This window comes from Corallococcus interemptor, from assembly GCF_003668875.1.
In the GTDB taxonomy this organism is placed as follows: domain Bacteria; phylum Myxococcota; class Myxococcia; order Myxococcales; family Myxococcaceae; genus Corallococcus; species Corallococcus interemptor.
In genome coordinates, this window is the sequence record NZ_RAWM01000047.1 from 33,538 (window position 1) to 59,418 (window position 25,881).

The window sequence follows — 25,881 nt, forward strand, 5'->3', positions numbered from 1 at the left end:
TGACGCGAGCATCCGGTCCGCGTCAGTCCTGCCGGGCCTGCGGCTGGGGCCGGGGCTCGCCGCCACCGTGCGACGCGCCGTGTGTCTGCCCGTTGCCCTTGAACACCCGGCGCAGCTTGCCGCCCATCCACGCTCGGGCATCCGACAGGATTTCGTACACCGTCGGAATCACCAGCAGCGTGAGCAGCGTGGACGTGATGACGCCGCCAATCACCGCGCGGCCCAGCGGCGCGCGGAAGTCACCGCCCTCGCCGTGTCCCAGCGCCACCGGCACCATGCCCGCGATGAGCGCGAAGGTCGTCATGATGATGGGCCGCAAGCGGATGCGCCCTGCTTCAATCAGCGCCTCGCGCAACGGCATGCCCTTCTCGTGCTGCCACTTGGCGAAGTCGATGAGCAGGATGGCGTTCTTCGCCACGATGCCCATCAGCAGGATGACGCCGATGAGGCTCATGATGTTCAGCGTGTCCCCTGTCACCACCAATGCCAGCACCACGCCAATCAGCGACAGCGGCAGTGACACCAGGATGGCCAGCGGATCCAGGAACGAACCGAACTGGATGACGAGGATGAGGTACATCAGCATCACCGCCACGCCCAGCGCCAGGAACACCCGGCCGAACACCTCCTGCTGATCCGCGGACTCGCCGCCGGTGGACAGCTCGTAGCCCGGCGGCAGCTTCACCGCCTTGAGCCGCGTCTGGATGTCGTTCGTCACCTCCGACAGCGACCGCCCCGCCACGTTCGCCTGCACGTTGATGACCTTCTCGCGGTTGAGGTGGTCAATCTGCGCCGGGCCCACGGTCTGCTTCACGGACGCCACCTGTCCCAGCGGCACCGTCACCGGCGTGCCCGTGGGGCTCATGCCCACCACCAGGGGCAGCTGCGCCAGCTGGGACGGGTTCTCCCGGAACTGCGGCGCCAGGCGCACCATCACGTCGCGCGTCTCGCCAATGGGGTCCACCCAGTCACCGGAGTCCAGGCCCGCGAAGGCCGGCCGCAGGGACTGCGCCACCTGCCCCACCGTCACGTTGAGCTGGCCCGCGACGCCGCGGTTGAGCTCCACCTCCAGCTCCGGCTTCTCACCGCGCGTGGACAGCCCCACGTCCACCGCGCCCGGCACCTGCTTCACCTCCTTCATCACCTGCTGCGCCAGCTGGTTGAGCCCCTTGGACTCCGGCCCGCGCAGCTCCAGCTGGATGGACTTGATGGCCCCGCCAAAGCCGCTGGTGAACACGGACGTGTTCGCGCCGCCCACCGCGAGCAGCTCCTGGCGCAGCGTCTTGCCCAGCACCTCCTGGCTCGCCTTGCGCTCTGCCTTCGGCTTGAGCCGCACGTACACCAGCGCCTGGTCCACGCCCGGCGAGCGCAAGGGCAGCGGCACGCCAATGGTCGTGTACGTGTACGCGACCTCCGGGTGCTGCCGCGTGATGCGGGACACCTCCTCCACCTTGCGCCGCGTGTAGTCCAGGCTGGAGCCCGCGGGTGTCTCCACCAGCATCTCAATCTCCGCGCGGTCGCTCACCGGCACGAAGCCCGCGCCGCCGAAGAGGCCCTGCAGCGCCACCGCGCCCACCAGCGAGCCCACCGCCAGCAGCACCATCGCGAGCCGGTGGTCCAGCGCCCAGGCGATGACGCCCTTGTAGCGGTCCGCCTGCCGGTCGAACCAGTGGTTGAAGCGCTCCAGCCCGCGCGAGATGAAGTTGCGCCGCTCGCCCTTCTCCACCTGCGGGTCGGGCCAGTACGCGCTGAGCATGGGGTCCAGCGAGAAGCTCACGAACAGCGACACCAGCACCGAGCACGCGATGGTGAGCGCGAACGGCTTGAACCACTGCCCGGCCACGCCGTACATGAACGCCACCGGGACGAACACCGCCACGATGGAGAACGTCGTCGCCGCCACCGCGAGGCCAATCTCGCTGGTGCCCTCACGAGACGCCGTGTAGTGGTCCTTCCCCATCTCCACGTGCCGCACGATGTTCTCGCGCACCACGATGGCGTCGTCGATGAGGATGCCAATGGCCAGCGTCAGGCCCAAGAGCGACATCGTGTTGAGCGTGAAGCCGAACGCCCACACGCTCACGAACGACGCCAGCACGGACACCGGCAGCGCCAGGCCGGTGATGACCGTGGAGCGCCACGAGTTGAGGAACAGGAACACCACCAGCACCGTGAGCAGCGCGCCCTCAATCAGCGCCTGCTGCACGTTGACCACCGAGTTCTCCACGCGCGTGCCCGCGTCGCGGACAATCTCCAGCTTCGCGTTGGCGGGCAGCCGCTGCTGGAGCATCTTCACCCGCTCGCGCACGCCGTCCGCGACCTCCGTGGTGCTGTAGCCCTTGGTCTTGATGACCTCGATGCCCACCGCCTGCGCGCCGTTGTAGAGCGACAGGGTGCGAGGCTCCTCCGTGCCCGCGAACACGTCCGCCACTTCACCCAGCCGCAGCGCGCGGCCGTTGCGCTCCGCGATGGGCACCTGCGCGAAGTCCTCCGGCGTCTCCAGGCGGCCCTTGAGCCGGATGGTCTTCTCCTGCAGCTCCGTGTTGAGCCGGCCCACCGGCGCCGCCAGGTTCTGCGCCTGGAGCGCGGCCACCACCTGCGCCACCGACAGGCCCGCCGCCTGGAGCGCCGCGGGCCGCACCTGCACCGTCATCTCGCGGTCCACGCCGCCCACCACCGTGGCCTGCGCCACGCCGGGCACCGAGCGCAAATCCCCCACCACCATGGGGTCCGCGATGAGCGTCAGCGCGGGCACGTCCAGCGCGTCCGACGTCAGCACCAGCGACACGATGGGCTGATCCGCCGGGTCGAAGCGCGTGAGGATGGGCTCCTCCATCTCCTGCGGCAGGTCCGCGCGCTTGCTGGAGATGGCGTCGCGGATGTCCTGGGACGCCTCCTGGATGTCCTTCTCGAAGTCGAAGAAGACCGTGAAGTTCGCCAGGCTGTCCGTGGAGCTGGACGTGGTCTTCTTCCCGTCCACGCCGGAGATGGCGAAGATGGCGTCCTCGATGGGCTCCACGATTTCGCGCTCCACCGTGTCGGGTGATGCGCCCGGGTACGCGATGGTGACGTTGATGACCGGCTGCTGAACGTCCGGGAACTCGTCCGTCTCCAGGTTGATGAGCGCGACGATGCCGAACACGACGAGCGCCACCATCGCCGTGATGGTGATGATGGGGCGCTTGATGGCGAAGTCGGAGATGAACACGGACGACTCCTGCGGTGCTGCTTCAAGAAGTGGAGACGCCTCGCGGCTACTTCGCGGGAGCCTGTGCGGGAGGCGTGGCCGTCCCCGCCGCCGCCGGAGCCTTCACCGGAGCCTGGGGCCCACTGCCGCCCACGCCCTGCTGGGCCTCCGGAGGTGAGACGGACCGGGGCTGCTTCTTCGGCGCTTGCGGCGCGGCGGTGAGCTTCACGGGCGTGCCGGCCGTCAGGTCGCGCGCGGAGCCGAGCAGCACCACGTCCCCGGCCTTCAGCCCCGACCTCACCTCCACCGCCTGCGCCACGTCGTCGCGCAGGCCCAGTGTCACCGCCACCTGCTCCACCTTGCCGTTGGAGACGCGCTGCACGGTGGGCGGCTCCTGGCGCGTGTCCAGCGCGTCCACCGGCACGGCCAGCGCCTCCTTCGCCTGGGACGCCACGCGCCCCTCCGCGAAGAGTCCGGCCAGCAGCGCCTGTTCGGTGTTGGGGATGTTCACGTAGATGCGCACCTGGCCCGTGGCGGGGTCCACCGCCGGGTTGATGCGCTCCACCTGCCCCTTGAAGGCGCGGTCCGCGAAGCCGTTCACGCGGAAGTCCACGGACGTGCCCACCTGCACCTGGCCCAGCTGCGCCGCGGGCACGGAGGCCTCCAGCCGCAGCGTGGCGGGGTCCACCACCGTGAAGAGCGGCGCGCCCGGCTGGACGATGTCGCCCGCGTGCACCTGCCGCTCGCTCACCACGCCCGCGAAGGGCGCCGTCACCTTCGTGCGCCCCAGCTGGTCCTGCGCCAGCTTCAGCCGAGCCTGCGCGTCCGCCAGCTGTCCCTCCGCCTGCGTCCGGGCCAGCTGCGCGCGCTCGAAGTCGCGGCGGGTGATGACGCCCTGCCGGACGAGGATTTGATTGCGCCGCTCATCCGCCCGCGCCACCTGCAAGGCATTGCGCGCCACGCGCACGGTGGAGCTGGCCGCCTGCACCTGCTCGCGCAGCGTGCCCTCGTCCACGCGCGCCAGCAGCTCGCCCTCCTTCACCGCCTGCCCCTGGTCCGCGTGCACGTCCAGGATGCTGCCCCCCACCTCCGCGCGGACGCTGGCCAGCCGCTGCGCCTGGAGCGACCCGGAGATGACGGGGCCGCTCTCCAGCTTCATCGGCTCCACGCGCACCACGTTCTCCGGCCCCAGCGACACGACGGTGGGCTCGGTGGGAGCGACCTCCTCGGAGCGCTGTCCGCAGGCACCCGCCAGCCAGACGGCCGTCAACACGGCCCCCAGCCGCCGTCCCGCGCGGCGGCCCGTTGTCCTCTTGGTGCGTGCCACGGCCTGCCTCCCCGGCTCTCCAAGGCGGACGGCCTCGGAAGCTCAACCCGGGGTGGTCCCCAGGGCCGGGTAAACGTGGTGCTGGCCCCCCGGCCGGGGAAGTCGTGCCACCACCGGCCGTGAACCTGGAGAACACACCCGGCCCGTCCCCCAGGCAGGCGGGAAGGCAGGCGGACGGCGGCTGGAACGACGACGGCCTCCGTCCCCGCGGGAGGGAACGGAGGCCGCGCGTGCTCCACACCGTGGGGAGGCTCTAGCTAGTGGACGCTCGGCGCAGCGGTCACGAACGCCGAGGTGAGGCAGCTCTGGTTCGCCATCTGGTCCAGGAACGTCTGGCGCGCCAGCACCTCGTTGAAGGTGCGCACGGGCGTGCCGTCCGCGCGGTCCGGCACGGTGAGCGCGCCGGAGAGGAACGGCGACAGCGCGCCGGTCCAGCTCACGTGGGTGAAGTTCGTGCCCAGCTCGTCACCATGGCAGCCGTCGCAGGTGTTGAGCGAGAAGACGTGCCGCGCCTGGCGGTTGGGGATGATGGACGCCGGCTGGCTCCAGAACGGCGGGATGGCCGTGGGGTTCGTCACCACGGCGCGGCCCGCGCGGAAGGTGCCGCTGGTCAGCAGCGGGACGGAGTACGTGCCCGCGACGATGGCCGGCGCGGTGGCGTTCACGTAGGCCGGGAACAGCGTCGTCTGCCGGATGCGGTCCGGCGTCTGCGCCACGGTGTGGCTGCTGAGCATCGACGGCACCGGCGGCGGCGTGGTGGAGAACGAGTTCGGGTTGATGGTGCTGTTCCAGAGGCGGAACTCCCGCAGCTCCCACGGGCTGGCCAGCCACTCGTCGTTGGTGCGCACCTGGTTGATGGAGCTGCGGTTGGGCTTGCGCGGGGACAGGTCGCGCTTGGCGAACTGCTCCGTCAGGGCCTCCAGCGCCGCGTTGTACGTCGCGCTGCCCAGCGCCATCCCGGACAGGGCCTGCCACTGCTGCGCATAGGCCTTGATGTCCGTGCAGCCGTTCTTGTCCACCCCGTACTCCAGGATGACCAGGAAGGGCACCGTGTAGCAGCTGCTCCCTACGCCCGTGGTGGCCGCGAAGATGAAGCGGCCCTCACCCGCGCTGCCGGAGCCGTAGGCCGGGTTGCTGCCCGCCAGGTCCAGCCGGTTCACGATGGCGATGAGCTTGAACGGCGACCTCGCCAGGTTCAGCTCACCGGAGGCCAGCTTCGGCCACGGGCCGATGAGGTTCGCCGCGATGGACGTGCGCGGCGGGTTCACGAAGCCGTTGATGGTGCGCGGCTGCTCCCACTGCCGCAGCCACTCGCGCACGAAGGTGGTGGGGGCCACGCCCGTGAAGGGCTGGTTGGCCATCTCCGTCATCAGGTAGTTGAACGTCCACTTGCCGTTCGGGTTGCCCGCGCCGGTGCACGGGTCATACGTGCGCGTCACGTCGTTCACGACGGCGGGCGCGCGGATGATGAGCGAGCGCGCGGGGTCCACCAGCGACGCCAGGCCAATGGGCTGGATGGGCACGGGCTGGCCCACCGGGAACTGCGTGCTCAGCGCCGTCACCGGCACGGTGCGCACCAGTTGGCGGTTCTCGAACACGGCCGTGGTCAGCTGCGTCTGCGACTGGGACTGCGCCTGCGCGATGCGCTGCTGCTGGGCCTGGAGCGCCACGAAGTCGAACGTGCCGGAGGCCGTGAAGAGCAGGTCCCCCGCCACCGCGTCGCCATTCTGGCCGTCGTCGCGGAACGTCAGCTGCTGCGTGCCTTCCGCCATCGTCAGCGTGCCGCCGCGGAACGCCTCGTTCTCCGCGCGGTTGTCCTTGAGCCTCAGCTGGAACACCGTCGCCGTGGACTTGCTGGCCGCGCCCTGCGGAATCGCGAACAGGGACTCCACCACCGGGCGCGCCGCGTCCCCTTCCAGGGCCTGCAGGGCCGTGCCGAGCGCCGCCTCCACCTGGGGCGCGGAGGGCGCGGGGGATTCGGACGGCTCCGGGGCGGGCTGACCACAGCCCACCGCCAGCGACGAGGCCAGGAGCGCGAACGGCAGACGCTTCCGGGAGTGCTTCCACAGCAATGACAGCTCAGGCTTCATGGGGTGTGCTCCACTCACGACGGGGTTACCGCGACGACAGCCTCGCGATGGGGCACCCTCCCCTTCCCTGAACGCGGAAAACGCCCCACCCCCTCCGGTCCTTGCGACGCGGAGGCGAATGGAGCGTTCTCATACCACGGAACACTGACTTTTATCGACTTCCAGACTTTGTAACCTAATCCGTTACAAGCCTGGGATTGCTGTAACCTGTCAGGCTACAGGCCGCTGGCGCCGTAGGGCGACTCGCTGATGAGGCGGGTGCCGGACTGGAAGTGGCTGGTGCTGCCGCAGTCCGGGATGGGGCTGACGCCCTGGCACGTGACGGGCACGTGGGCGCGGGTCTCCGAGGTGAAGCAGCGCGCGCCGGTCTCGTTCCACTCGGCCTCCACGCTCCAGGACTCGGTGTCCGTCTGCACGCCCACGCCGTCGTAGAGGTTGACCCACTGGCCGTCGGTGGTGTGCGAATTGCCGTCGCCGCAGAAGTCCGCGCGCACCATGCGGGTGCAGGCCTGGTGGTGGCCCGCGAGGCTCTCGCCGTTGGCGGCGGTGGCCCAGGGCTTGTAACCAAAGTGCATGCACTTCGCGATGGCGGCGCCCTCGCAGGCGAAGGTGAAGGCGGTGGCGTCTTCAATCTTCTCGCCGCCACCGGCCACGCCCTGGAGGTAGTTCCAGCGGCCGGCCACGGCGATGGCGGAGACCGGAGCGCCGTTGGAGTCCTGGCACACGGAGCGCCAGCTGCCGTCGGAGCCCTGGTAGGAGACCTGGTAGGACCACAGGTCGCTGTCGGCGCCGCTGCCCTGGGTGATGTCGTCCACGCGCAGGTGCAGGGTGCTGCCGTCACCCATCTTCCCGACGAAGCGCGCCCCGGTGAAGCCCAGGCCCGACACGGGGGTGGAGCCGTCCAGGCCGGCGAAGGCCGAGCCCTCCAGGTGCACGTTGCTCAGCGGCCTGCCGAAGGCGGAGTGGGCGCCCGCGTACGCCACGGACACCAGCATGCCGCCCAGTTCGCTGTTGTTGAGGTTGCGGCCATTGAGGTTGCGGCCGTTGAGGTTGCGGCCGTTGGGAGAGACGACCTCCGCCACTTGCGTGCGCAGGGAGGGAGCCTCGGGCTCCGACGATTCCATGCCACAGCCCACCGCCACGACGGCGAAACACGCCGCGACCACTCGCTGCAACGTCCTCATCTGGATGCCCCTTCCCTGCCCCGACCCCGACCCGCACCGTTCTCTCAGGGAACAAGGTCAGTCCGGGGGACAGGAGCGGCAACCGCGCGACACCCGTCCGGGCACTTGCAGCGTCCAGTGGCGTCCAGTTGGGAGCGACCCCGGGGTGAGGTCAGCGGTTCCCGGGGCTTTGAGTGTCCGGTGGTGCTCAGCCGCCGGACACGGGCGCGTCCGCGCAGACGCGCAGGCCCACCGTGACGTCACGCAGCGAGGCCTCCGGCAGCTCCCGGTTGGAGGAGCGCGCGCTCGTCACGTTGAAGGTGAAGCTGCCCCCTCGGGCCACCGGGCGGCCGGGCTCCAGCCACGAGCGCGTCCATTCCCAGACGTTGCCCGCCATGTCATCCGCGCCGAAGGGGCTGCGGGACGCGGGGTGGCTGCCCACTGCGTCCGGGCCGAAGCCGCCCGGGTCCTTGCCGTAGGTGACGTCCACGTTGGCCTCGTCCGGGCCCAGCCGGTTGCCGTGGGGGTACTCGCGGCCGTCCACGCCGCGAGCGGCGCGCTCCCACTCCAGCTCCGAGCACAGCCGCGCCCCTGGCACCCGCCCGGACGTGGACAGCCACGTCACGTAGGCCTCCGCGTCCGCGAAGTTGATGCCGCTCACGGGGAACTGGCGCCAGTCCTGCGCCGTGCGCTGCGAGCGCCGCGCATACCGCACGGGCTCGCCCGTCCGCGCCGTGTAGCGCACGCCGCCGGGCTGGAAGCGCAGCCGCCAGCCGTTGCCCTCCGGCTCCAGCGACAGGCCTCCGGCGTAGCCACCCGTGCCCACGCGGGGCTGGCGCGAGGCGCGCTCGTCGGGGGGCAGGGCCGCCAGGTACTCGAGCCAGTCCGCGTACGTCGTCTCGTGGCGGGCGATGAGGAAGCCCTGCACGGGCACCGTGTGCAGCGGGGTGGCGTTGAAGAAGTCGCGCACGCTGGACTCGGCGGCGCTGCCGAAGCGCACGTCGCCCGGGGGCACGTACACGAACCCTGGCGGCAGCGAGCCCGTGCGCACCAGCGGCAGGACGACGCGCCGGGACTCCCCGCGCGTCAGGAGCAGCGGCTGCACCGACTCCTCGTGGCCCGGGGCGCGCACGGTGAGCTGGTACGTCCCCGGAGGCACGGTGAGGCCGGTCCACGGGAGCGCGCCCGGGGAAGGCAGGGGCTCGCCCACGACCTCCGGCGTGCCGGGCTCGCGCGTCACGGGGCGCAGCTCCGCGGAGGCGCCGGGAGCGTCCACCTGGAGGGACAGCTGCGCGGGCGAGTTCCAGCGCGTCCAGCGCACGCCGTCGGGGTCGTAGAGGCGCAGGCGCTGGAGCAGCGCGGGCAGCACGGGCTCGCGCTCGCTTTCGGCCCACAGGGCGCGCTCGTAGAGGAAGTCCGCCAGCGCGTCGCGCACGTCGGTGCGCGTGGGGGCCAGCGCCAGCGCTCGCTCCAGCCGGTCCGCCACGGCGTCGAAGTGGTGGGCCAGCTGAGCGGCATGTCCCGCGGCCTTGGCCCAGCCCCGGTCGCCGTCCGCCTTGTGGCCGGTGTCGTAGAGCCCGAAGGCCTCCGCGCGCTCGGCCTGGAGCGCGTCGCGTTCGCGGCGCACGGCCTCCAGCTCCGACCCGGCCAAGGCCAGCTCCAAGCGCACGCGCGCGTCGAGCACGCGGCGCTCGCGCCACTGGAGGCCCGCGTACACGAGCGCCAGCGACACGAGGAAGCCCAGCGCCAGGCCCACCTTCATGCGGCGGCTGCGCACGCCCGTGCGGCGCGAGGCGTGGAGGAAGGACTGCTCGCGCTGGGTGAGCTCGGAGGGCTCCAGGAGCGCCGTCTCCGCCAGTTGGCGAGGGCCCCACAGCGACTCGCGCGCGTGGCCCAGGCGCTCCCACTGCGCGGCGGCGGCCTCCAGCCGGGCCTGCACCTCGCGGCGCTCGCCCGCCTCCACCAGCCAGCGCGCCAGCGTGGCCCATCCGGTGAGGAGCGCTTCGTGGGCCAGCTCGTACGCGGTGCCGCCCTCCCCTTCGCGAGCCACGAGCAGGCGCGCGCGCACCAGGGCCTCCAGCGCGGCGCGGTAGCGGGGGTCGTCGCCCACGAGCTCGCGGTCCGTCTTGCGCGCGCGCGTGCCGTCCGCCGTCACCAGGCGCAGCATCACCCCGCGCGCAGCCGAGCGCTGGTCGGGCAACAGGCGCGCCACCGCGGCGTCCGCATGCCGGGCGAGCGCGCCCGTCACCCCGCCCAGCGAATCCAGCGCCGCCTGGGTCATCACGCCCCGGGACTCGTCGCGCGCGTCCCACAGCTCCGCCAGCGCGAACTGGAGCAGCGGCAGGCCGCCATCGGACGCGGCCGTGGAGGCCACGAGCGCGTCCACCACGGCCTCGGACTCGAAGCGCACGCCCTTCACGCGGGCGGGGCCGACGATGGCCTCGCGCGTCTCCTCCGAGGTGAGCGCGCGCAGCAGGTACAGCGCGTGCGGCACCTCCGGCCCCAGGCCGGGCACGGCGGTGAGGCGGGTGAGGAAGTCGCTGCGGCCGGTGGCGAGCAGCCTCAGGCCCCCGGCGGCCTCCGTGAGCGACCCCAGCGCGGCGCCCGCGAGCGCGGCCTCCTCCGGCGGGGACAGCGTCACCAGCTCCTCCAGCTGGTCCATGTAGACGAGCAGCCCGCCCTGCGTGCCCAGCTTCGCGCGCAGCCTGCGGCCGAGCGACGTGGGGTCCTGGCGCAGCGTCTCCGCGAGCGGCTCCTCGTCCACCTCCAGCACCGGCGCGAGCGCCGCGGCCAGCGCGGACACGGGCCTGCGCCCGGGGACGAGCCGCGTGGTGCGCCAGCGCCGGCCGTCCTCCAGCGCGCCGTCCGCCACTGCGGGGAGGATGCCCGCCAGGCACAGGGACGACTTGCCCACGCCCGAGTCGCCCGTCATCAGCAGGAAGGCCTCCGCCTTGAGCCGCTCCAGCACGGCGCGCTGCTCGCGGCGGCGGCCGAAGAAGAGGGCGCGGTGCTCGGCCTCGAAGGCGCGGAGGCCGCGGTAGGGATTGCCCTCCGGAATGACGGCCGGCAATTCCTCGCGCGTCAGCGCCTCCAGCGCGTCGAGCAGCTGCGCGGCGGACGCGTGGCGCTGGGCCGGGTCGCGCTTGAGGCACTTGTCGATGGCGGCCGCGAAGCCGGGGTCCACCGACGGGGCCACCTCCAGCAGGGGGCGCACGTCGCGGGTGCGCACGGCCTCGGACAGCTCGCGCCAGGGCACGTCGCGGAAGGGGCCCTTGCCCGCGCACAGCTCGTAGAGCACGACGCCCAGCGAGTACACGTCGCTGCGCGCGGTGAGCTCCTCGCCGGCCCAGGCCTCCGGGGACATGTAGTAGGGCGTGCCCACCAGCGCGCCGCGCGGCAGGGACGGCAGGAAGACGCCGTCCAGCGAGCGGGCGCCCAGGGCCGGGCTGGACTCCGGGTCCCAGTCCGCGGGCAGCTCCGGCGGCGGCAGGGGCGCGCGCGGCGGGGTGGGCTCACTGGACTCAGCGCGGTCGAGCAGCTTGGCCAGTCCGAAGTCGAGCAGCTTCACCTCGCCGCTCTCCGTGAGGACGGCGTTGCCGGGCTTGATGTCGCGGTGGAGCACGCCCCGGCGGTGCGCGGCGCCCAGCCCCCGGGCCAGGTCCCGGCCAATGCCCAGCGCGCGCTCCCAGGGCACGGGCCGGGCCAGCCGGTCCAGGCTGACGCCCCGGATGAATTCGGAGATGAGGTACGGCTGGTCCTCCAGCTGCCCCACCCGGTACAGGGTGACGACGTTGGGGTGCTGGATGCGGGCGGCGGCGCGGGCCTCCACGAGGAAGCGCGCCAGCGCGTTGGAGCCCAGCGCCGGGATGAACTTCACCGCGACCGGACGCTCCAGCAGCGTGTCGTGCGCCAGGTACACCCGGCCCGTGCGCCCCCGTCCGAGCGGCCGCACGATGCGGTACTCGTCGAACTCCTCGGGAGGAGTCCACGCGTCGGGAGGTGGGGACGAGGCGGGAGAGCCCACCAGGATTGCCTACGTTTCCCGCGTCCGTGGGTCAACCGGGGGGCCGGCGGGAGCCTGCCCCGGCGCAGGGTGCCGCACCCGAGTGTCCACCCCTGGACACCGCGGGCAGGCAGCCTTGGGTTACTCCTGACCCGAGCGGGGCTTCGCCTTGCTGGGTTTGAGCATGTTGCGGATCTTGTTCTCCAGGTCCTGGGGCAGGCAGGGCTTGGCGACGAACTCGTCCGCGCCCACGGACAGGGCGTGCTCGGCGTTGCCGGCGAGCACGTGGCCGGTGAGGGCCATCACGGGGATGTCGCGGGTGCGGGTGTCCTGCTTGATGCGCCGCGTCGCCTCCCAGCCATCCATGACGGGGAGGGACAGGTCCATGAGGATGATGTCCGGCTCCCCCTCCTGGGCCTTCTCCACGGCTTCGAGGCCGTTCTTCGCGGTGTCCACCTCAAACCCGCAGAACTCCAGGTATTCGGCGTACATCTCGCGTGCGTCGTCGAAGTCGTCGACGACGAGGACGCGCTGCTTGGCGGAGTTCACGGGAGCGGGCCCGCCGCTCGCGGTTGGCTCACCCTCTGGAGATGTCAGGACCGCGTTCTTCATGGAGCAGAGGCCTCGCATGCAGGGGAGGGGCGGATCGAATCTAAACACGTCCACCCAAAAGCGCCCGTTCTCGCCAGATTTCCCTGGACGGCTCCCAGGGTAGGTCCGTTGTCCGCTGTGCGACAGGGACACAGCGGATGACAGTGTAGGTGGCTGGAGGGACTGGGAGTGGGGGTTCCGACAGGAGCCCCGGCCGTCAGCGGGTTCAGTCGTTGGGGCGGAAGACGTGGAGCTTGGACTGGGTGGGGTCCCGCTCTTCGGCCTCAATCCACGCGAGGAAGATGCGCCCGTTCTTGTCCAGGGCGAGCTGGGACTTCTTCACCGTCGTGGCCCCCGGGTTGGCGCTCAGCGGACCGCCAACCTGTTCCCAGTGGTCCGCGTCCCAACGATGGAGGTAACCGCTGTGGATGAAAGGAGCGTCCTTGCTCTCGGGTTCCCGCGAGAGCAACAGCAGCCGACCTTGCTGATCAACCTTGAGCGCCTCTGCGTAGACATCTGTCTTGCCTGGAGCGCCGCCATACGGCGTCGCAAACTGCGACCACCTTCCATCCGGCCCGCGCCTCGAGATGGAAACCGCGTGCGTTTCATCATTCGTGGGAACAGCCATATACAGACTGCCATCCGATGCCCCCGTCAATGCCATCAATGGCCGGGGCGCCATATCAGACAACACAATCCCGGACGTCACATAGTTTCCAGTTCCGACCCAGGTCCCTGCCCAGTGTTGCCATCCGCCACTCGGCCACCCTTGGCTCCAAACGGCGAAGAGTTCGTACAAACCAAATTCGATGCGAACGGACGCAATATTCCCAAGCCCGGAAAGCTGCTCACGCCCCATTGGCCCCCACCCCCCGCCCTGAAAAGTAAACACACTAATCCCTGAGTTGGAGGAGCCCAGTTCCTTGAATGCGAGCACTGGAGCACTCCGTTCCACTCGCAGGCTCAAGTCGCTGAGTGCCGCCTGAGCCAACTGCGGAGAGATCGGCGCCCCCCAAGTCAACCACTCTGTTCCGTTCCATCGCCGGACATGGACTTCGCGGCTTCCATCTTTCCTTGGCTGGATCCATGCGACCTGCGGAATATCCAGTGCATCAACGCCCAGAGCACATTCAGTCGCATTCAGGCTATCCGGCTCCGGCCTGAGCGGGCTCCCAAGCGCCTCCCACGACAGCCCGTTCCAGCGCCGGACATGGGCCCCCAGGGTCTCGTCTTCCACCCACGCCACGATTGGGTTCCCAGCCTTATCAAGCTGGAATGAAAAGTCCCTGACATGCGCCCCCATCTGAGCTGAGAGGGACTGGCTCATCGAAATGAAGGATGGGACGAACCAGGAGAGTCCCTGGGTGGGGAGTTCCAGTGGATTTCCCACCGCGTCCGTCACAGTGCCTGAAAGCACCAACTCAACGGTGGCATCAAGTGGGAGCGGGTTCACCGGCCGCAACGTCAAGCCCTTCCCGTCTTGGGACAGAACCACGTCCACAGGGAACGTGGACTCGCCGTTCCGCAATGCGAAAGACTGGCCAACCACTGTCGCAGCAACAACCGGCTCCGACAGGGTGAGCTCAATCGTTGGCTTCACCCTCATCTGTACCGAGCCGTTTTCTGGCGACACCGTCATGAGTCGAGGGCCTGTCCGATCGATCGTAATCCTTCGCGGCGCACTCACGACCTCGCGCCCGCATCGGCGTGCGCGCACCGTCAACTCATGCATCCCTTCGCCGGTCGAACTCGTATCCCAATCAAGCGCGTAGGGCTCTGACAGGACGCTGACGGGTGACCCGTCGACGAGCAATTCAACAGTTGATGGCGCAGGCCCTGTGAGCTCGACCTGAACATTCAATCGGTCGCGTGTGGCGCTTCCATCGTTGGGGGACATCCAGCGAAGCAGGATAGACGCATCGCCTTCTACACCTGCGCAGGCAGACTCCTTGATTTCCGGAACCTCGATACACCCGGTTCCAAGTAGCGCTATCGCCCACAGCAGGGATCTGAGGTTTTTCATGTTCATGCAGTCCAGCAAGCCAGGTTCCAGGCAACGCACACGCGCAGACCCGCTGAATTCCTAGGACTTCATCGCAGCCCGTCCTGCGAGCAAGTCCAGAGCAGGGACTCGGATCTCACTCATGGACTGTGTCCATCATCACAAATGACAGGGCCCCGAACGAGAGACCTCGCAGCCCCAGAAACGCGGACGCCCTCGCGAGGTATCACTCGCGAGGGCGCTCGATTCAGCCATCAAGTGAAGTCAGGGCCTCACAGGGCACTGACCCGCTCAATTGTTCCAGGTCATGCGCCTACTAGGGATTCGGATTCCTCGGCTGAATGACCATTCCCGTGCCATTGACATCCTCATTCAGGGGCTGGCCCCAAATGGTTTCGTAGGCATCAGTGGCCCCCTGCTGAATCAGCTTGCTGAACTCGACCTTGAACTTCAGGCTGCTGATCTGCTGCTGGCTGAAGAAATTCGCGCCGCTATAGGTGAAGGAATAGCGGGTGCTGTAGGTCGAGGGGATGATGCCGAAGACAGGCTTCTCGGCGGGGGTACTGACCACGTAAGGAGCCACAGGTTCAGCTGAGGAGAGAAGGAACCCTGATGCATTTCCGACCTCACCCTGGACGTTGCCGAGGCCGCCGTTACCATCAAGGTCCTCGTTGAAGAAGACCTGCACAGTCGAGCCAAGCAGTGCCTTGATAGGCGCCGAGAACGTCACATAGACGGTCTCACCGCTGTTGAGCTGAGTGGAGGCCGGCGCAATCGAGGAGGTCTCCTGATAGCGGACGTCCGTGATGGATACCGACCGCGGAGCAGTCTGGTCACCGCCGAAGAAGAAGCCCGTCTGGCTGATGTTGGTGCCACCCTCAGCGGACACCGCACGGACGAAGATGTTGTACTCCTTCCCCTCCTGCACGATGCCGCTGGCCGGGTTGATGGTTACCGAGTAGCCACCCACGTTCACCGAGGCCGTCACCGGCAGGGACTCCTTCGCGTACTCGTCCGTCAGGCGCACGAGCAGCGAGCCCGGCTGCACCGGCTGGTTGAAGTACACGTAGATGGGCTCGCCCGGACGCACCATGTTCCGGAGCGGATCAGTCTCACCCCTCAGGCTGCCCACGTTGCCACCCATGATGGACAGGTTCCCCGTGCCCGACGGCTTCGAGTAGGCCAGCTGCGCGAGGTACGTGGACTGGGTCGTCACGATGCTGCTGCCCGAGTAGCTCTGGGAATAGCCGCCCGTGTCCACGACGCCGTCGCCGTTGCTGTCCATCGGCGCAATCCACAGGTTGTACGTGCCGTTCAGGCGCGCCAGCTCGATGCCCGCGGGGATGCCGTTGAAGGTCATCACGCCGTTGGCGTCCGCCGTGGCCTCCACGTAGACCTTGCTCACCACGGAGTTGGCCTGGTCGTAGTTGCTCAGGATGACCGAGCCGGCCTTGTCCACTTCCAGCACGCCCTTCGCGCCCACCGCCGGGCGGCCCTGCGGCGTCACCACGGTCACGCTCAGCGAGCCGTTCAGCTGCGTCAGCGTCACCGGGCCGAAGCTCGCGTTGCCGTTGTTGATGGGGACCGTGCCCGCGGAGGACGGGACCGTGGACGTCGCGCGCAGCGTCGAGTAGCCGCTCTTGCTGAACGTCAGCAGCACCTGCGCGCCCGCCGGCACGTCCGTCATCACGAAGTTGCCGCTGGCGTCCGTCGTCGCCGACTTGCCCGTCGGCTGGCTGCCAATCGTCATCGCGACCTGCACGTCCGCGATCGGCTGCAGCGTCGTGCTCAGCACCTGGCCCGACACCGTGCCCTTCGGCGTGGAAGGCACCACCACCGACACGTTGTTCGGATCACGGATGCCGTCCGCGACACCATCGTTGTCCGCGTCAGTCGGGTCACCGCACCCCCAAACCATCAGCGGCAACACGGCCATCAGCACTTGCTTCTTCATCGTCCCCACCTTGAATTTATGACGGAATTTTCACGCCCCAGCTGCTCCCAAAAGGGCGGAAATCGGACACTCCTCGACCCGGGCCCACGCAGTCAAGGTGGGGTGAATTCTACCCAAGGGCGTCCAAGCGCCCCGAATCAGGATGACTCGCCATGTCAGACGTCAACGACCCCTGTCTGGGCTGCGCCATCGTTCACGGAGAGGTCCACCCACCGGGTGGCGTGCTCGCGCGGGCACCCGGACTCGTCCTCCACGGGGTGGCCTCCCCCAGCCCCGTGCCCGGCTGGGTGGTGCTCACCAGCGATCAGCACGTGCGCGGCTGGTATGACCTGGACGAAACGGCCTCCAGGGAGCTGGGCCCGTTCGCCGCGCGGGTGATGCGCGCCCAGCGCGAGGTGCTGGGCGCCGAGCACGTCTACGCCTTCGCCATCGGCGACGTGCTCCGCCACTTCCACCTGCACCTCGTCCCCCGCTTCGCGGACACCCCATCCCACCTCCGGGGTCGGGGCGCCTTCGACGCGGCCCCGGCGGAGCACCTTGCGCCCGAAGCACTGGAAGCCGCGGCCCGGCGGCTGGCGGCGGCGCTCGCCCGCTGACCCGCGCCCGGCGTGCAGGCGCCGGGTGTCGTGGACCTGACACCGTATCGGGGCGAGAATGCACGCGTCCTCATGCGTGCGTTCCCCCTCGGCCCCTGGCTGCTGTCTCTCTGGCTCCTCACCGCCGGTCCTGCCTTCGCGGACAACAACGCGGACGAAGCGGACATCGCCTTCGAGCTGGGCAACGACGCGTACTCCCGCGGCAACTACACGGAGGCGCTGCGCTCGTACTTCACCAGCTACCGGCTGGTCCCCAACCGCAACGTGCTCTTCAACATCGCGCGCTGCTTCGAGGCCCTGGGCAAGTTCAACGAGGCGTACCGCTACTACAACGACCTCACCAGCGAGGACCTGCCGGCCGAGGACGCTTCCGAGGTCTCCCGCTCGCTGGAGCGGCTGCGCCCCAAGGTCGCCCTGGTGCGCGTCACCACCAACCCCCGGGGCGCGGACGTCTTCGTGGACCGCACGGACCTGGGCAGCCGGGGACGCTCGCCGCAGACGCTCGCGCTGTCGCCGGGCCGCCACAAGGTGCTGGTCCAGAAGTCCGGCTACCGCCCCACCGAGGCCACCGTCACCCTCGTCCGGGGACGGGAGGTGCCGGTGGACCTGGACCTGGGCCTCATCACCGGCATGGTGGAAGTCACCGGCTCCCCCGAGGGCGCGGAGATACGGGACAACCCCACCGGCCCCGTGCTGGGCCGCATCCCCGCGAAGCTTCGCCTGTCCCCGGGCCAGCGCGTGCTGCACGTGCGCGCGGCGGGACATGCGCCCGGCCAGTACGTCATCGATGTGCCCGCCGAAGGCACCCTGCCGCTCGCTGTCACGCTGAACGCCCAGACGGCGCCCAGCGGCCGCGTCGTCGTCACCGCCAACCACGACGGCGCCACCGTGCGCGTGGACGGCCGGCCCGCGGGCTTCACCCCCACCGTCGTCACCCTGCCGCAGGGCGAGCACGTCCTGGAGGTGGAGAGCCGCGACGTGCGCCCCGTGCGCCAGAAGGTCACCGTCGTCCCCGACCAGGAGGTGAAGGTCCACGCCACCCTGCGCTACGAGCCGCCTCCGGTGCGCGCCGCGTCCAAGCGCCTGCTGGCCGTGGACGAGGCCCCCGCCTCCACCACCGTGCTCACGCCGGAGGAGCTGCGCGCGTTCGGCTGGCGCACCCTGGCGGAGGCGCTGGCGGGCGTGCGCGGCTTCTTCCTCACCGACGACCGGACGTACACGTACCTGGGCGTGCGCGGCTTCTCCCCGCCGGGCGACCTCAACACGCGCATCCTCATCCTCTGGGACGGCCACGCGATGAACGACGTGTGGGCCGGCCAGGGCTACGCGGCGCACGACCTCAGCGTGGACCTGGAGGAGGTGGAGCGCATCGAGGTCGTGCGCGGCCCGGGCAGCGCGCTGTACGGCACGGGCGCGTTCTTCGGCGTCATCAACGTGGTGCCGCGTGAGTCGCTGGGCCTGGACCGGCGGCTGGAGGTCACCGGCGCGGTGGGCGCGCTGGGCTCCACGCTCGTGCACGCCACCACGTCGTGGGAGGACCCCACGCGCTCCATCCTCTTCAGCCTGGCGGGCATGAAGTCCCACGGCGCGGACACCACCCGCCTGGGCGACCCGGGCCCCATCGTCACCGGCCTGGATGGCGAGAAGGCCGGCACCGGTTCGCTGCGCGCGCGCGTGGGCAACCTGTCCCTGGTGGCGCAGCTGCACGGGCGCAGCAAGGACGTGCCCACCGCGCCGTACGGCACCGTGGTGGGCGCGCAGGGCACGCGCGTGCAGGACGTGCGCGGCTTCGCCGAGGCGAAGTACGAGCGCCCCCTCTCCGAGCGCTTCGTGCTGTCCGTGCGCGGCGCGCTGGACCTGAGCCGCTACAAGGGCCACTGGAACTACGACGGCGGTGACAGCTCGGCGACGAACACCGACTCCGGCGCGGCGGACTGGCTCACCGGCGAGGCGCGCCTGCTGTCGGTCCTGTCCGACGCGAACCGCCTCACCGTGGGCGTGGAGGGCCAGGCCCAGCTGCGCGTGGACCAGAAGAGCGTGGGCCCCGCGGTGGCCGCGCCGCTGGACACGCGCACGCGCTCGCTCGTGTCCGTGTACGCGCTGGACGAGTGGCGCCTGCACCCGCGCCTGAGCCTGTCGCTGGGCCTGCGCGTGGACAAGTACTCGGACCTGGACTCGCTGCCGCTCACGCCGCGGCTGGCGGTCATCGGGCGGCCGTATGAGCAGGGCCTCACCAAGCTCGTCATCGGCCGCGCGTTCCGCGCCCCCAACGTCTACGAGCTGTTCTACCAGGACAACCTCCTCACCCAGCGCCCCGCGGAGCAGCTGAACCCGGAGACCATCACCACCTTCGAGGTGGAGCACTCGCACGACCTGACGCACGAGCTGCGCCTGACGGTCGCCGGCTACCACAACCGCATCTCCCAGCTCATCACGCTCAACACCGAGTCCGCGGCCACGCCCGGCTGCGGCACCACGAGCGCGCCCACCCAGTGCCTCGTCTACGCGAACAACTCCGGCGAGACGCTCGCGTGGGGCGCGGAGGCGGGGCTGCACTGGCAGCCGGGGCGCTGGCTGCTGGTGGACCTGAGCTATTCGTACGTGACGCTGCGCAACGCCTCGCAGGACGTGGTGGAGGCCGCGCCCGCGCACCTGGCCTCCGGGCGTTTCCTGCTGCCCGTGGGCAACGGCGACATGCGCATCGCCACGCAGGCCACCTACCAGAGCGCGCGGGTGCCCGGCGTCGCGGGCGCGGACAGCGGCGAGGCGCTGCTCGTGGGCTTCGGCGTGTCCGGCGACTACGGCCGGCTGCGCTACTTCGCGGGCGTGAACAACCTGCTCGACTCGCGCTACGCCTTCGTCGTGAGCGACGACGTGTCCGCCGGCCCCGTGCCCCAGTACGGCCGCACCTTCAACCTCCAGCTGACCGGCAGCTTCTGACAGACTCCCGCGCCATGACTGACCTCCGCTTCGACTTCATCGACCCGCGCCACCCGCTCTATGAGGGCGAGCTGGAGCTGCGCTTCCGCGTGCTGCGCGAGCCCCTGGGCCATGCCCGCGAGGACGTGAAGTTCCCCTTCGAGGACGACAGCCTCCACCTGGTGGCCCACGCGAACGGCATCGTGCAGGGCTGCGTGCTCTTCCATCCCGAGGACTCGCACGGCGGCCGGCTCTTCCAGATGGCGGTGCTGCCGTCCCTGCAGGGCAAGGGCCTGGGCGCGAAGCTGGTGCGCATGCTGGAAGAGGAGCTGCGCAGGCGCGGCTTCCGCCACGTGCACCTGCATGCGCGCGCCCCCGTCGTCCCCTTCTACGAACGCCTGGGCTACGCGCAGTACGGCGAGCTCTACGAAGAGGTGGGCATCCCCCACCGGAACATGCAGCGCGACATCTGAAGCTCAGGTCGCCGGGGCGTGGGCCGCCGACAGGCGGCGGCTCCCCCAGAGCACCGCCACCAACGCCGTGAGCGACATGGCCGCGCCCACCGCGCACACGCCCGGCCAGCCCGCGCGCGTCCACGCCGCCATGCCCGCCCACGCGCCCGCGGCGCCGCCCACGAAGTAGGTCACCATGTAGAGGGTGTTGAGCCGGCTCCGGGCATCCGGCCGCAGCGAGTACACCCGCGCCTGGTTGGCGATCTGGTTCCCCTGCGCGCCCAGGTCCAGCAGCACCACGCCCAGCGCGATGCCCCACAGCGAGTGCCCCCACAGCCACAGCACGCCGAAGGACGCCAGCAGCACGGCGATGGCCAGCGCGTTGATGCGCCGCCCGGCGCCCCGGTCGGCGAAGCGCCCCACCAGCGGCGCGATGAGCGCGCCCGCCACGCCCACCACGCCGAAGAGGCCCGCCACCTGCGCGTCGTAGTGCCCGGGCAGTGAGCGCAGGTAGAGCGCCAGCGTGGCCCAGAAGGCGCTGAACGCGCCGAAGGTCAGCCCGCCCAACAGCGCGTGCAGCCGCAGCACCGGCTCCGTGCGGGCCAGGTGGATGAGCGACCGCATCAGCTGGGGATAGGGCATGGCGGCCACCGGCGGCGCGGCGGGCAGCGTGAAGCGCAGCACCCCGCCCGTGACGACCATCAGGCCCGCGGCCATGAAGAACATGGTGCGCCAGCCCAGGTGCGTGCCCACGAAGCCCGCCGCCGTGCGCGACAGCAGGATGCCGATGAGCAGCCCGCTCATCACCATGCCCACCACGCGCCCGCGCTCCGAGGGCGCCGCCAGCTGCGCCGCGAACGGGATGATCATCTGCGGCACCACCGTGGTGACGCCAATGGCGAAGCTCGCCGCGACGAGCACGTTCAGGCTGGGGGCGAGCCCCGCCGCCACCAGCGCCACGCCCACGCAGCCACACAAGAGGAGGATGACCTTGCGGCGCTCCAGGCTGTCCCCCAGCGGCACCAGGAACAGCATGCCCACCGCGTAGCCCACCTGCGTCAGCGTGGGCACCAGGCCCAGCGCGCTCCCGTCCGCACCCAGCGTCCGGCCGATGTCTCCCAGCAAGGGCTGGTTGTAATAGAGGTTCGCGACGGTGACGGCGCCGGCCACCGCCATCAACCAGACGAGCGAGGGACGAAGCGAAGCGGAAGGTGCGGGTCCGGAAGGCGTCTGCATGGCGGGCGGCGCAACGGATAAGCCCCCCATGGACGCGCTTCAAGCAGGACTTCCCCACGGGGCCCGCGCACGGCAGGCTTGCGGGCCATGCTTCGTCCCCTTCTGATGTGCGCGATGCTGGCCCTGGCCGGCTGTGGTGATTCCGATTCCTCCTCCGGTGACCCCGCGAAGGTGACCTACGCCGACTCCCTGGGCGTGGACCTGTCCGCGATGAACAAGAGCGAGTCCGGGCTCTATACGCAGGACCTGGTCGTGGGCACCGGCAAGGAGGCCGTCGTCGGCAGCCGCGCGCAGGTGCACTACACGGGCTGGCTGCCGGATGGCTCCGTGTTCGACAGCAGCCTCCCGCGCGGCGAGGCCTTCACGTTCGACCTGGGCGCGGGAAGGGTCATCCAGGGCTGGGACGAGGGCGTCGTCGGCATGCGCGTGGGCGGCAAGCGCAAGCTCGTCATCCCCTCCGACCTGGGCTACGGCTCGCGCGGCTCCCCGCCCGTCATCCCCAGTGACGCCGTGCTCGTCTTCGACGTGGAATTGCTGAACGTCTACTGACGCCTGGCTCCGGTGGACCCCGGCGCTGGACTCAGGCGCCGGGCGTTCCGCCGGACACGGGCGGCGCGGGGGGCGAGCGCTTCTTCGGAATCGTGGAGCGGCCCTTGGGGCCCTTCAGCGCCACGCCCAGCAGCATCGTCGCGGGCAGCATCATGCCCAGCCCCTGCGTGAGGTCCGCCGGCGGATGGGTCACCACGCCCAGCACCATTCCGGCGAAGAGCAGGCCGCACACGATGCGGAGGATGAGGGCGTTCACGTTCGAAGGCTCCCAGGCGGGCAGTGCCCGGTCACGGGCGGCCGGAGCATAGCGCGCGGCGCCCCGCCGCGCCGTCCGTTAAGGTGGCCGGGTGAGCCCCCTCGAACGCTTCCAGCCCGGCCAAGAACCGCCCGCCCGCTCGCGTGACTCCGCGCTCCTGTTCGCCGCGCGCGGCATGGACCTGCTCGTGTCCGAACACGACGGCCGCATCGACCTGCCCCGGGGCTCGGCCCTGCCGGAGGCCGTGGCCAGCGCCCACTTCCTGGGCGTGCTCGGCGAAACGGACTGCTACGCCGCGCCCGTGCCCAAGGACTTCACCCCACCGGAGGGGCTGAAGTTCGTGCCCGCCCGCACGCTCTACAAGCAGGTGGACGAGGCGACGTTCGCCGTGGCGGGCCGCGCGCTCTCCATCGCCGAGTGGGACCTGAACCACCGCTTCTGCGGCAGGTGCGGCACGGCCACGCAGCTGATCCCCGGCGAGCGCGCGCGCCGCTGCCCGGTGGACCACACGCCGTTCTACCCGCGCATCTCGCCGGCGGTCATCGTCCTCATCACCCGGGGCGACGAGATGCTGCTCGCGCGCAACGCGACCTTCCCGGAGCCCTTCTTCAGCACCGTGGCCGGCTTCGTGGACCCCGGCGAGTCGCTGGAGGAGACCGTGCGGCGCGAGGTGAAGGAGGAGGTGGGCGTGGAGCTGAAGAACGTCACCTACTTCGGCAGCCAGCCGTGGCCGTTCGGCCGCTCGCTGATGGTGGGCTTCATGGCCGAGTACTCGGGCGGCGACATCACCGTGGACGGCAAGGAGATCGCCGAGGCGCGCTGGTTCGGCGTGGACGACCTGCCGCGCATCCCGCCCCGCCTGAGCATCGCGCGACACCTCATCGACACCTTCATCGACCAGGTGAAGGCCCGCCGGACTTGACCCCCTCCCCCCAAGGGTGCGCTTGATGCGCCCCCTTCGCACCGCACGCCATGCCTGCCGCACGCCCGCACATCGAGCCCCGCCGCGTCCCCACCGCTGACTCCGTCGTGGTGAAGGAACTCTATCTCTCGCTCCAGGGCGAGTCCTCCCACGCCGGCATGCTGTGCGGCTTCATCCGCCTCACCGGCTGCCACCTGCGCTGCTCGTACTGCGACAGCGAGTTCGCCTTCCACGGCGGCAGCCGGATGAAGATTCCGGAGATCGTCGAGAAGGCGCTGGCCTGGAACACGCCCACCGTGGAGGTGACGGGCGGCGAGCCCCTGCTCCAGCCCGGCGTGTATCCGCTGATGGAGGCGCTGCTGGACGCGGGCCTCAAGGTGCTGCTGGAGACGAGCGGCGCCATCGACGTGCGGCTGGTGCCTCCGGCCGTCCACAAAATCGTGGACATGAAGACGCCGTCGTCCGGCGAGTGCGACCGCAACGACTACCGCAACCTCACGTCCATGAACGCCAACGACGAGCTCAAGATCGTCATCGGCTCACGCGTGGACTACGAGTGGGCGCGCGCGCTCGTGCAGGAGCACCAGCTGGGCAAGAAGCCCTACAGCGTCCTGTTCTCCACCATCTTCGACAAGCTCCACCCGCGCCAGCTGGCGGAGTGGATCATCGAGGACCGGCTGCCGGTGCGCTTCCAGCTCCAGATGCACAAGTACCTCTGGGACCCGAACGAACGCGGCGTGTGACGCGCCGCACAGGAAGCCGCCGCAGCGCGCGCAGAGGGCCACCGCGGCCGCGTCCGGGTGCTGGCCACAGCGGGCGCCGGTGGGGCTGGAGGTCATGCTCCCTCAAGCCTAGAAGCCGGGAGGCGGCGTGCGGGCCATCACCGCCGCGATGCCATGCGCGCCCATGCCCAGGAACACCGCCGTCAGCACGGTGCTGGCCACGAAGCCCGCGACGATGAGGTTCTTGCGCGGGTGCTCGAACTGGCTGAACGCGTAGACGAGCATGTAGCAGGGGATGAGCAGCACCATCACGCCCGTGCCCACACTGCGGCGGAAGGCGTGCGTCAGCAGGAGGGCCGCGCACACGAGCGAGACGACCCCGAACAGGATGGCGAGTGGCAGGAGCGGCACACCCGCCCCCTTAGCACGCCTTCGCCCCTTTCGCGGCGGGCGTGCACATACTAAGGACGGCCCGCCGCTCACCCTCCGAGGAGGTCCCCGCCCATGGCCATGCTCAAGACGTTCCTCATCTTCATCCTGGCCGGCACGCTGCTGGGCACCGTCATCGCGTCGTGGGCGGCCCCCTCCTACATCGAGTGGAACAACAGCACGCCGCTCGCCTCGCAGACCATGTGCAACCTGCCGGAGGTGGTGCGCAGCGTGACGGCGTCGCTGATGCACTCGCAGCTGATGGGCGCGGCCATTGGCGCGGGCGTGGGCCTGGTGGCCGCCATCCTCTTCGCCGTGCGCGCCCGGAGCCGCGCGAAGCAGCGTCCGGGTTCGCCGCCGCCCGCGGCCACCGCCGCCTGAGGCGCGCGCTACTGCTGCTTCGGCAGCACGTAGATGTCCGGCGACTGGCCCAGCAGCACGCCGCCGTTGTGGTCCTGCACCTCCACCAGCAGGAAGATGGGCTGGTTGGGGTCCTCCGGCGGCGGTGGCACCGTCCAGGTGGGCGTGGCGATGTTCGGGTCGCTGAACACGCCGGCCGGCTGCGCCGGCTGCTGTGACCAGCGGTAGAAGATTTCGTCGTTGTCCTCGTCCGTCGCCTCCAGCTGCAGCTGGATGACCGTCCCCTCCTCGAACTTGAGCCCGCCCGGCGTATAGGGCGAGCCCAGCGGGCGCGGTCCGGCGTGGATGACGGGCTGGTGGTTGGGCCCGGAGCAACCCGCGGCACCCAGACCCAACGCGAGCAAGACGAACATGAACGAGCGAGAACGCGACATGGACTTCCCCCTGCCAGGAACGCCGACACCCTAATTCGACACCCGGCGTTCCGTACACCCACCCGGAGGCCCCGGCTGTTTCATCAGCAGGCGATGAAGCACCCGCGAGCACCTCGCCAACTGTCGGGCGGCGCGCACTCCGGCCTCCAGAGGGCAATCCCTTCCACAAACAAGCCGGCGGGACGTGCGTCAGCGCCGTTTCGCGGTCCGCGCGAACAGCCGCAGCTTGTCCGCGCGCGTCAGCCGCTTGATGGCGGCCTCGCGGCGCAGGGCGGCGCTCCGGTCCAGGGCGGGCTCGCTCCACACCAGCGTCACCGGCAGGCGGGCCCGCGTGTACGCGGCGCCCTTGCCCCGGCCATGCGTGGCCAGGCGGCGCTCCAGGTTGTTGGTGGCACCCGTGTAGAGCGTGCCGTCCCGGCAGCGCAGCATGTACACGGTCCAGGCGGTGGAGGGGGCTTCCGACACGGCGGGCCCCACTCTACCGCCAGGACCGCGCCCCTCAGGAAGGCTTCTGCCCGGCCCCACGCTTGCCGTGCAGCCGCGCCAGCCGCCGCTTCTGGCTGCGGACCGCCTGCGTCTTGCGCACGCGCGCCATCACGTCCGACACCTGCGCCAGCGGATCCGTCCGCCACCCGGCCAGGACCTGCGTCTCGTGCACCACGCCCACCAGACTGCCCCCTGCCCCCACC

At 70.3% G+C, this 25,881-nt stretch carries 20 protein-coding genes and 1 pseudogene; 7 read left to right on the plus strand and 14 right to left on the minus strand.

Annotation, left to right across the window (positions count from 1 at the left end; translation table 11 throughout):
• Positions 1 to 22 precede the first annotated feature (22 nt).
• The 8 genes from D7X96_RS18830 to D7X96_RS18865 all read right to left on the minus strand — a co-directional run bounded on the left by D7X96_RS18830 (position 23) and on the right by D7X96_RS18865 (position 16,317).
• Positions 23 to 3,208 carry an efflux RND transporter permease subunit gene (locus D7X96_RS18830; protein WP_121770358.1) on the minus strand — a complete coding sequence of 1,062 codons (3,186 nt, stop codon included), beginning with the start codon at positions 3,206 to 3,208 and terminating at the stop codon, positions 23 to 25.
• 46 nt (positions 3,209 to 3,254) lie between these two features.
• A complete protein-coding gene (locus D7X96_RS18835; protein ID WP_199746845.1) occupies positions 3,255 to 4,514 on the minus strand; it encodes an efflux RND transporter periplasmic adaptor subunit in 1,260 nt (419 codons plus the stop codon).
• Positions 4,515 to 4,771: 257 nt separating this feature from the next.
• Positions 4,772 to 6,604, minus strand: coding sequence for a hypothetical protein (locus D7X96_RS18840; protein WP_147468346.1), 1,833 nt, complete (start codon positions 6,602 to 6,604; stop codon positions 4,772 to 4,774).
• Between the two features lie 215 nt (positions 6,605 to 6,819).
• A complete protein-coding gene (locus tag D7X96_RS18845) occupies positions 6,820 to 7,788 on the minus strand; it encodes an ADYC domain-containing protein (protein WP_121770360.1) in 969 nt (322 codons plus the stop codon).
• A 187-nt stretch (positions 7,789 to 7,975) separates the two neighbouring features.
• A complete protein-coding gene (locus tag D7X96_RS18850; RefSeq protein ID WP_121770361.1) occupies positions 7,976 to 11,791 on the minus strand; it encodes a bifunctional serine/threonine-protein kinase/formylglycine-generating enzyme family protein in 3,816 nt (1,271 codons plus the stop codon).
• A 120-nt stretch (positions 11,792 to 11,911) separates the two neighbouring features.
• Complete coding sequence (locus D7X96_RS18855; RefSeq protein ID WP_014393311.1) at positions 11,912 to 12,382, minus strand: response regulator; 471 nt, start codon at positions 12,380 to 12,382, stop codon at positions 11,912 to 11,914.
• A 205-nt stretch (positions 12,383 to 12,587) separates the two neighbouring features.
• Entirely contained in the window at positions 12,588 to 14,402 is a 1,815-nt protein-coding gene (locus D7X96_RS18860) for an Ig-like domain-containing protein (RefSeq protein ID WP_120550149.1), read from the minus strand.
• Between the two features lie 277 nt (positions 14,403 to 14,679).
• Positions 14,680 to 16,317 carry a carboxypeptidase-like regulatory domain-containing protein gene (locus D7X96_RS18865; RefSeq protein ID WP_121770363.1) on the minus strand — a complete coding sequence of 546 codons (1,638 nt, stop codon included), beginning with the start codon at positions 16,315 to 16,317 and terminating at the stop codon, positions 14,680 to 14,682.
• A gap of 152 nt (positions 16,318 to 16,469) precedes the next feature.
• Between D7X96_RS18865 and D7X96_RS18870 the strand changes: the two genes are divergently transcribed.
• The 3 genes from D7X96_RS18870 (at position 16,470) to D7X96_RS18880 (ending at position 20,305) form a co-directional block, all read left to right on the plus strand.
• Positions 16,470 to 16,913 carry an HIT family protein gene (locus D7X96_RS18870; RefSeq protein ID WP_121770364.1) on the plus strand — a complete coding sequence of 148 codons (444 nt, stop codon included), beginning with the start codon at positions 16,470 to 16,472 and terminating at the stop codon, positions 16,911 to 16,913.
• A 72-nt stretch (positions 16,914 to 16,985) separates the two neighbouring features.
• Positions 16,986 to 19,853, plus strand: a complete 2,868-nt coding sequence (locus D7X96_RS18875) for a TonB-dependent receptor domain-containing protein (protein WP_233609545.1) — start codon at positions 16,986 to 16,988, stop codon at positions 19,851 to 19,853.
• Positions 19,854 to 19,867: 14 nt separating this feature from the next.
• The gene (locus D7X96_RS18880; RefSeq protein WP_121722205.1) at positions 19,868 to 20,305 is read left to right on the plus strand and encodes a GNAT family N-acetyltransferase; all 438 of its coding nucleotides are present in this window, start codon (positions 19,868 to 19,870) and stop codon (positions 20,303 to 20,305) included.
• A 3-nt stretch (positions 20,306 to 20,308) separates the two neighbouring features.
• Here D7X96_RS18880 and D7X96_RS18885 read toward each other — a convergent pair whose 3' ends face one another.
• Complete coding sequence (locus D7X96_RS18885; RefSeq protein WP_121770365.1) at positions 20,309 to 21,520, minus strand: MFS transporter; 1,212 nt, start codon at positions 21,518 to 21,520, stop codon at positions 20,309 to 20,311.
• An 87-nt stretch (positions 21,521 to 21,607) separates the two neighbouring features.
• Here D7X96_RS18885 and D7X96_RS18890 point away from each other — a divergent pair, with 87 nt between their 5' ends.
• Positions 21,608 to 22,069 (plus strand): FKBP-type peptidyl-prolyl cis-trans isomerase, encoded by a 462-nt coding sequence (locus D7X96_RS18890; RefSeq protein WP_120550162.1) that lies wholly within the window; start codon positions 21,608 to 21,610, stop codon positions 22,067 to 22,069.
• Positions 22,070 to 22,100: 31 nt separating this feature from the next.
• On the opposite strand, the gene D7X96_RS18895 is transcribed toward D7X96_RS18890, so the two are convergent.
• Entirely contained in the window at positions 22,101 to 22,325 is a 225-nt protein-coding gene (locus D7X96_RS18895; RefSeq protein ID WP_120550144.1) for a hypothetical protein, read from the minus strand.
• A gap of 91 nt (positions 22,326 to 22,416) precedes the next feature.
• Here D7X96_RS18895 and nudC point away from each other — a divergent pair, with 91 nt between their 5' ends.
• Together nudC and D7X96_RS18905 are read left to right on the plus strand one after the other, a co-directional pair.
• Positions 22,417 to 23,247, plus strand: a complete 831-nt coding sequence (gene nudC / locus D7X96_RS18900) for an NAD(+) diphosphatase (protein ID WP_121770366.1) — start codon at positions 22,417 to 22,419, stop codon at positions 23,245 to 23,247.
• Between the two features lie 50 nt (positions 23,248 to 23,297).
• Positions 23,298 to 23,990: a radical SAM protein gene (locus D7X96_RS18905; RefSeq protein ID WP_120550142.1), complete on the plus strand. Its 693-nt coding sequence runs from the start codon at positions 23,298 to 23,300 to the stop codon at positions 23,988 to 23,990.
• Between the two features lie 108 nt (positions 23,991 to 24,098).
• Here D7X96_RS18905 and D7X96_RS18910 read toward each other — a convergent pair whose 3' ends face one another.
• A complete protein-coding gene (locus tag D7X96_RS18910) occupies positions 24,099 to 24,380 on the minus strand; it encodes a hypothetical protein (protein WP_120550141.1) in 282 nt (93 codons plus the stop codon).
• A gap of 93 nt (positions 24,381 to 24,473) precedes the next feature.
• On the opposite strand from D7X96_RS18910, the gene D7X96_RS18915 reads away from it, so the two are divergent.
• Complete coding sequence (locus tag D7X96_RS18915; RefSeq protein ID WP_120550140.1) at positions 24,474 to 24,779, plus strand: hypothetical protein; 306 nt, start codon at positions 24,474 to 24,476, stop codon at positions 24,777 to 24,779.
• A gap of 8 nt (positions 24,780 to 24,787) precedes the next feature.
• Here the strand turns inward: D7X96_RS18915 and D7X96_RS18920 are convergent, their stop codons facing one another.
• The 3 genes and pseudogenes from D7X96_RS18920 to D7X96_RS18930 form a co-directional block, all read right to left on the minus strand.
• Complete coding sequence (locus D7X96_RS18920) at positions 24,788 to 25,192, minus strand: hypothetical protein (protein WP_147442829.1); 405 nt, start codon at positions 25,190 to 25,192, stop codon at positions 24,788 to 24,790.
• A 189-nt stretch (positions 25,193 to 25,381) separates the two neighbouring features.
• The gene (locus tag D7X96_RS18925) at positions 25,382 to 25,621 is read right to left on the minus strand and encodes a GIY-YIG nuclease family protein (RefSeq protein ID WP_120550161.1); all 240 of its coding nucleotides are present in this window, start codon (positions 25,619 to 25,621) and stop codon (positions 25,382 to 25,384) included.
• A 70-nt stretch (positions 25,622 to 25,691) separates the two neighbouring features.
• Positions 25,692 to 25,881 (minus strand): annotated as a pseudogene (locus tag D7X96_RS18930) (CBS domain-containing protein); the annotation flags it as partial.